The sequence below is a fragment of the Serratia sp. TSA_7 genome, from assembly GCF_052692135.1.
The window spans coordinates 23,433-29,807 of the sequence record NZ_JBQZFU010000016.1 but is presented as its reverse complement, the minus strand read 5'-3'; the positions used below and the strand labels follow the sequence as shown (position 1 = coordinate 29,807).

Sequence of the window (6,375 nt, the reverse complement as noted above, 5' to 3'; positions counted from 1 at the left end):
CCAGAACAACGGCATCTCTGAAGACGGCGGCGCGGCGGCGCTGCATGGCGACAAGCAGCACACCGACGCCACCGTCTCGACGCTGGGGCTGCGGGCCGATACCGAGTGGCAGGCGAGCAAAACGACGTCGGTAGCGCTGCGCAGCGAACTGGGCTGGCAGCATCAGTACGGCGATCTGGATCGCGGCACCGGGTTGCGCTTCAACGGCGGCAGCTCGCCGTTCGTGGTGAACAGCGTGTCGGCATCGCGTGACGGCGCGGTGCTGAAGGCCAGCGCGGAAGTGGCGGTGAACAAAAACGCCACGCTGTCGCTGGGTTACGGTGGCCTGCTGTCGCAAAACCACCAGGACAACAGCGTCAACGCCGGTTTTACCTGGCGTTTTTAACGATCTTCGCCTGAAAGATACGGGGCCAGCTTGCTGGCCCCGTTTTTATTGGGCCGAGTAACAGTGACGACAAGGGAAGCTGTCCGTATGATGCATCGCGCAGTTTGGCGCAAAAACGGCAATAAAAAACCGGGACCCTTGCGGATCCCGGCTCAAAAGTGGGTAAAACAGATTAGCGCTACGGCTCAAATCCCGGTTTGCTTACAGGCTGAGTGAATGCATACATCCTTCAGCAGCGGCAATCGGAACTAATTTTCCCTGGTGTTATTATGGTTATTATCAAAAGTGGTTCTAGTATTATTTTTTATAGTGTATTGCTGTATGTGTCTTTTGATACCATGTTTGACCATAGAACATGGTATGTCAAGCAACGTTTTTAAATTAAGATTGCATGGTATGCAATGTTTTGAGCGTACTTCTTCATAATTCATAATTAAAACAACTAATAAATAAGCATAAAAATCGAAGGGAAAAATGGATAACAATCACCACAAATTCGATTCGTTGTCGATTGCAAACCGGGTCAGGGAACTGTTGTTGCATTACGGCATTGGCAAGCGGCAGCATGCAAAAGAGCTTAGCCGCATTCTGGATCTGAGTTTTTCGCATGCGCATCGAAAACTGAAAGGGCAAAGCCCCTGGACGCTGGAACAGATCAACAGCGTGGCCGCTGCATTGGGGGAAACACCGGCGGCTATCGCGGACATGGGCGCGGAACAGGAGGCAGCGGCGCAAACTATGGCGCAGGATGCCATCTTTTTTGTGGCAGGTGCGGAAATTCCCTGTGTCGGTCATATCGGCGATGAGCTGCCGGCAGGGCGACAGGCGGAGTTCGTGGCGCTGAAGCCGGACCAACAATGGCAGATTTATCGGGCGGACGATGCGCCGTTGGGCAAACGCTTCTGGGTTGAATTGATCGAGATCCGCCCGAGCCATACCGATGATGAGCGTTTGAGCATTGCGGTGCTGGATGATTCGCACCAGGCGGCGGATGAGTTGGCGAAATACCTCGATGGCTGCGGCTTCACGGCGGTGGCTTTCTACGACGTCAGCAGTTTTTGCCAGGCGCTGCAACAAAGCCTGTTCGACGGTTATGTGGTCGACTGGTTGATCGGCGAGGAAACGGCGGATAAATGCATTGAAGCCATCCGGAGCTCCGACAACCCGGATGCGCCGGTGTTGGTACTAACCGGCCAGTTGGGCACCGATCTGCGCGAGTCGGAAATCGCTAAAGCGATGCGTGACTATGACGTGCTCGGCCCCTATGAAAAACCGGTGCGGCTTCACGTCATCGAAGCCGCTTTGTTGCGGTGCTTTAATCTTTAGCGGTGAACAGCGAAGCCAACGCGGTGGACAGCGCGTCTAACCGCACCGGCTTCATTAAATAGTTATCGAACAGCGCCCGCTGTTCGGCAGACAGTTGTTCCGGGGTGTAGGCGCTGATGCCGATAATCGGCACCTGGCGGTTGGGGCCGCGGCGGCTGCGCAGCTGTTTGGCCAGCGCGGCGCCATCGATGCCGGGCATTTGCAGGTCCAGCAGCAGCGCGTCGTAAGGGCGCCGAAACAGCTTTTGCAGCGCCCGTTCAGGCGAGTTGCACAGCTCGTGCCGGTAACCCAGTTTGTCCAACAGCGCCGCAAAGGCGTCGCTCACCGACTTATTGTCATCCACCACCAGAATATGCTGCTGCTTCTGCACCAGGCCGTGGTGCTGCGCCGGTATTGCACCTGGTTCTTCTTCATCGCCGATCTCGACAGGGATGCTGACGATAAAGGTGCTGCCTTTTTTGATTTCGCTGTAGACGGTAATGGTGCCGTTGAGCAGCGTCACCAGCCCGTGCACAATCGCCAACCCCATGCCGACGCCGCCATACTGCCGGGTGTGCGACTGATCAAGTTGGGTAAAGGGCCTGAATATCTGGTCGAGCATCTCTTTTTCGATGCCGATACCGGTGTCGGTGACCTCGATAATCAACGCGCTGCCGGTAGGCTGCCGCCGCAGGCAACTGTGCAGCGTGATGGTGCCGCTTTCGGTGTATTTGTAGGCGTTGGTCAGCAGGTTGACGATGATCTGCCTGATACGCAACGGATCGGAATGTATTTGCTGGTGGCCGCACTCAACCTCGCACAACAGCGTGACCCGATCTTTCTGGCTCAGCGTGGTGATTTCATTCGCCGTTTCATCGATTAACCGTTGGGCGTCGAACGGCACTATGCGCAATTCCATCATGCCGCTGTCCAGATGGGCATAATCGGTCAGGTCCTTCATCTGGCTCTCAACCTGCTGCGCGGCGGTTTCCAGCCGCTGGAAGGTATCCGCATGTTCGGCCGACACTTTAGTATTCACCAACACGTCAATGGCGGACATGATGCTTTGCAACGAGGTACGCAACTCGTGGCCGATGGCCCCGAGAAAGGCATTTTTGGTGCGCGTGGCTTTCTCCGCCTCAATCGCTTTGGCCTGTTGCCGGATGGTCAGACGCTGCTGGCGCAACACAATCAGGGTGATGGCAATCAGGGCGATCACCGAGAACATCACGATCACCAGACCATAAAAAATGATGTGCCGCTTTTCGATATAGTCTTCATAGGCGGCGGTACGCTGCTTCACTTCGGCGTGATCGGTCAGGTTGGCCATCTCAATCGAGTAAGGCTTGATTTGTTTCATGGCCTGAGAAATGCGGGTGAAATCAATCGTCGGGCTATTCAGCAAAGTATCGATCCGATCCATTTGCCGACGCATTTGGGTGACCACTTCAGGGTAACCCGGTTCGGCATACAGCGGCTGCGTGGATTCGGATACCGTTTCCAGCACGTAAAAGCGTGAGTATAGGATTTCAAATTTAAGTCTGAGATCTTCGCTATTCACCCGCGGCGCGTTTTTCTGTTGTTCGACCAGAGTTTCGAATTCGGCCAGCTTGATGGAGAATTTGGCGATCGACCAGGAGTAATTTTCCTGCGTGCCGGCAATGGCATACAGCCCTTTCTTTGACAGGGTGGCGCTGTAGTAATACAGCGTTACCGTGGAGGCAACCAAAAAAAGCGCGGCAAAAATTGCTGGGATCGCCAACCTGCTGCCGCTTTTAAATCCTTTAAGCTTCATTTAATTACAATCCTGTCCACTTGCCAGATAAAGCGCGAGTTGTAGAGCGGGGAATTTAACTCAGGCCCTGCGGCATCCCTTGGATAAACCAAAAACAGCGGTCCGAAGTTTCTGATCTTCAGCATTTCGCCGTCCATCTTATAGGCCAAAATTATATGGTAATTCTCGACGTCGGACAGCGGCACGTCGATGTAATAATCGTTCAGCGCATGAAACGTCAGCGTACTGCCTTTGGCCCCCACGCGCGCCAAAATATCCGCCACGGCCACCCCTTCGAACTTTCTTTGCGGCGTCCAGGAGGTTGAGGTGGTGATGCTGTGCACCGGCATCGTCAACAGTTGCTTATCGGTAAACAGATAACTTTTTTTTGCCGGATCGGTGGTGTTTTCGATATTGCCTGTCACTTCCAGAGTGAAACTTAGCGCGCTGGATTGAACGATGACCAGCGCAAAAAATGCCCACGCGGCGTTTTTAAAAAAAGTGAACAGCATCGGTGCTCTCCAGAAGTAACGGAAGTCTGCATAAGGCCTGCTAATTTAACAGGCAAAATCATGGCAGAAAATACGGGGTTGTGCCGGAGAGAAGGGTAAATGAAGTGAAATTAAGCAGGCCGGGGCATGACCCCGGTCTGATAGAGGAACGGGGGCCGGGTTTAGTCGGCAGAGGTGGCCTGGAGAATATTCAATGCGGCCGACAGGCTAACCGGGGCGCTGGACAGGGGAACCCGGTCGGTTGCCATAGTGGCCAAGGCTCCCTCCATCCACGGATGCATCAGCACCACGTCGGTGGCCCCTTGTTGGCTGGCCTGTTCCGCAGCCAGTGCGGTAAGCCGCAGGGCCGCTTGGGTATTACCGCGTTGCAACTGCAAGCCACAGTCCGGGACAACCCGGGCTTCAACCCTTTGGGCGGCGCGCTTGCCTGCTTCTTCAAACAACCGTTGCGTATACAGCGCCGAGGCTTCGGTGGCGCACAGGGCCACTATCGAATCACTTGCCTGCAACGCCCTTTGCGCCAGCACATAGTCCGCTCTGAGTATCGGGACTGGCGAGGTTGCGGCGAGCGCTCTGGCGGCGCCGGAGAGCGTGGAACAGGTCAGCACCACCACATCGGCAGCTTGGCCGAGTGTTTCAAGTGCGGCGCAGACCTGTTGTTCCAGGTCTGGCGCTCCCGCTTCCGCGGCGGCACGCAGATCGGCACGAACGGCGTGCACCAGTGAATCTGCGGGCAAGCCGAGCCGGGACGCGGCCTGAGTAAATAGCGCAATATTGGTTTCAAAGGTATGCAGTAACGCGATGTGCATGTGGGGGGCTCCATGAGGTTTTGACGGTTACCTGCAAACTAGCGTACTTTCTGACGGATAATGTCCAAACTTCATGATGAATAGTACAAATATGCACAAGCATGACCGGCTGGCCGCCTTTCTCCGGGCATTTGATCTGAAAGCCAGGGTGCTTTCCGGCCCGACAGACTCTGCCAACCTCTACGTCGCTGCTCGTGAGGTGGGAGAAGGGGCGTCGCATATCCGTTTTAACGTCGCCGGTGGGCCGCCGCCGGAAGGTGAGTTTGCGGTCATCGTCAGCGCCGGCGTCGACTTTTCCGGCGAGCTGAACCCGCTGGTCGGCACCTTGCCCGACAGAATGGATTTCTTGCTGGCGGATACGCCGGCGCTGCAGGGCGTGGCCGATTTGTTTATTGGCGAAGCGCAATCCCCCCGTTGTGGAACGGTGTCGGTGCAGGACCGGTTGTGCGAAGTCATCATTGTGCTGGTCATCAGGCGCGCTATTGCCGCCGGTGCGGTGAAAGCCGGCATGCTGGCCGGGCTGGCCCATCCCGCCCTGCACCGCAGTTTGGTCGCCATGCATGACGAGCCGGCCTGCAAATGGTCGGTTGAAAGGTTGGCGCAGATCGCCGGTATGTCGCGCAGCCATTTTATCGAGCGATTCGGCACGGTTGTGGGGGAAACGCCGGGTGCCTATCTTACGGCATGGCGTTTAACGCTGGGCAGAAAAGCGCTGATGTCGGGGCGAAGCGTCAAGCAGGTGGCCTATCAGGTTGGGTTTGGTAGCGTGGAGGCGTTTTCGCGGGCATTTTCCGCCAAATATGGCGTGCCCCCGAGCTCGGTGAAAAAGGGTATGGGATTGCAGTGACAAAATAAAAAAGCCAGGTGCCGATGCAACCTGGTTTTTTTGATGCACAATCAGGTGACTGGCGCAGGGTAATCAACGCTTTTAAAAAACGTTAAATGTTGAAATCAGGAGTTCACAGCATGTCAGTGGTTACGAATAACTCGCTTCTCAGTGAAACTGCCGTTCAGACAGCGCCGACGGCCTCGGCCCTCAACACATTGAAAATGCTGGTGCGTTACAAAGCCTGGGCGGATGCATTGACGTTCAGCAACGTCAGATCCTTGCCGGAGGGCGAAGCCCTGAAACAGCGCCCGACGCGGTTTGGCAATATGGTGCATACGTTGAACCATACCTACGTGGTAGACGATATTTTCAGGCACCATCTGCAAGGGAAAAAGCACGGCTATACCGCGCGCAATACCGAGCATACGCCGGCGTTAGAGGATTTGTGGCAGGCGGTGCAGGAAATGGACCGTTGGTATATCGATCTGGTGGATAGCTGGTCAAACGAGGATCTGACGAAAGCCGTTCATTTCGAGTTTGTCGGTGGCGGTGAAGGCGTGATGACGCAGGAGGATATTGTGTTGCACCTGGTGAATCACGCTACCTATCACCGGGGCTTTGTCGGCGACATGATGTACCAGGTGCCCTTTACGCCGCCGTCAAACGACCTGCCGGTGTTTATCAGGGACCATTTCAACCAGGCCCGTTAAGCCGGCCCCGGTTTTTGACATCTCTGAATAGATATAAAAAGGTCAGGGTGT

General features: G+C 55.5%; 7 protein-coding genes. 4 read left to right on the top strand and 3 right to left on the bottom strand.

Annotated elements, in window-relative coordinates; translation table 11 throughout:
- On the top strand, positions 1 to 385 hold a 385-nt coding region (locus tag ACUTQW_RS24835; RefSeq protein WP_445655002.1), incomplete at its 5' end, for an autotransporter outer membrane beta-barrel domain-containing protein.
- Positions 386 to 859: 474 nt separating this feature from the next.
- Positions 860 to 1,711 (top strand): helix-turn-helix domain-containing protein, encoded by an 852-nt coding sequence (locus tag ACUTQW_RS24830; protein WP_235196014.1) that lies wholly within the window; start codon positions 860 to 862, stop codon positions 1,709 to 1,711.
- Here ACUTQW_RS24830 and ACUTQW_RS24825 read toward each other — a convergent pair.
- The 3 genes from ACUTQW_RS24825 to ACUTQW_RS24815 all read right to left on the bottom strand — a co-directional run bounded on the left by ACUTQW_RS24825 (position 1,701) and on the right by ACUTQW_RS24815 (position 4,785).
- Complete coding sequence (locus tag ACUTQW_RS24825; protein WP_202292001.1) at positions 1,701 to 3,485, bottom strand: ATP-binding response regulator; 1,785 nt, start codon at positions 3,483 to 3,485, stop codon at positions 1,701 to 1,703. The two genes, ACUTQW_RS24830 and ACUTQW_RS24825, sit on opposite strands and share 11 nt — an antisense overlap.
- Positions 3,482 to 3,976 carry a molybdopterin-dependent oxidoreductase gene (locus ACUTQW_RS24820; protein WP_202292003.1) on the bottom strand — a complete coding sequence of 165 codons (495 nt, stop codon included), beginning with the start codon at positions 3,974 to 3,976 and terminating at the stop codon, positions 3,482 to 3,484. Before ACUTQW_RS24820 ends, ACUTQW_RS24825 begins: the two co-directional genes overlap by 4 nt.
- Positions 3,977 to 4,137: 161 nt before the next feature.
- Positions 4,138 to 4,785 (bottom strand): hypothetical protein, encoded by a 648-nt coding sequence (locus tag ACUTQW_RS24815; protein ID WP_208904493.1) that lies wholly within the window; start codon positions 4,783 to 4,785, stop codon positions 4,138 to 4,140.
- Positions 4,786 to 4,858: 73 nt separating this feature from the next.
- Between ACUTQW_RS24815 and ACUTQW_RS24810 the strand changes: the two genes are divergently transcribed.
- A complete protein-coding gene (locus ACUTQW_RS24810) occupies positions 4,859 to 5,632 on the top strand; it encodes a helix-turn-helix transcriptional regulator (RefSeq protein ID WP_235196013.1) in 774 nt (257 codons plus the stop codon).
- 119 nt (positions 5,633 to 5,751) lie between these two features.
- A complete protein-coding gene (locus ACUTQW_RS24805) occupies positions 5,752 to 6,324 on the top strand; it encodes a DinB family protein (RefSeq protein WP_235196012.1) in 573 nt (190 codons plus the stop codon).
- Positions 6,325 to 6,375 lie beyond the last annotated feature (51 nt).

Bases quoted from the DNA above. Each gene is read 5' to 3' on its own strand.
- ACUTQW_RS24830 (WP_235196014.1), top strand. From the start codon at position 860: ATGGATAACAATCACCACAAATTCGATTCGTTGTCGATTGCAAACCGG.
- ACUTQW_RS24825 (WP_202292001.1), bottom strand. From the start codon at position 3,485: ATGAAGCTTAAAGGATTTAAAAGCGGCAGCAGGTTGGCGATCCCAGCA.
- ACUTQW_RS24820 (WP_202292003.1), bottom strand. From the start codon at position 3,976: ATGCTGTTCACTTTTTTTAAAAACGCCGCGTGGGCATTTTTTGCGCTG.
- ACUTQW_RS24815 (WP_208904493.1), bottom strand. From the start codon at position 4,785: ATGCACATCGCGTTACTGCATACCTTTGAAACCAATATTGCGCTATTT.
- ACUTQW_RS24810 (WP_235196013.1), top strand. From the start codon at position 4,859: ATGATGAATAGTACAAATATGCACAAGCATGACCGGCTGGCCGCCTTT.
- ACUTQW_RS24805 (WP_235196012.1), top strand. From the start codon at position 5,752: ATGTCAGTGGTTACGAATAACTCGCTTCTCAGTGAAACTGCCGTTCAG.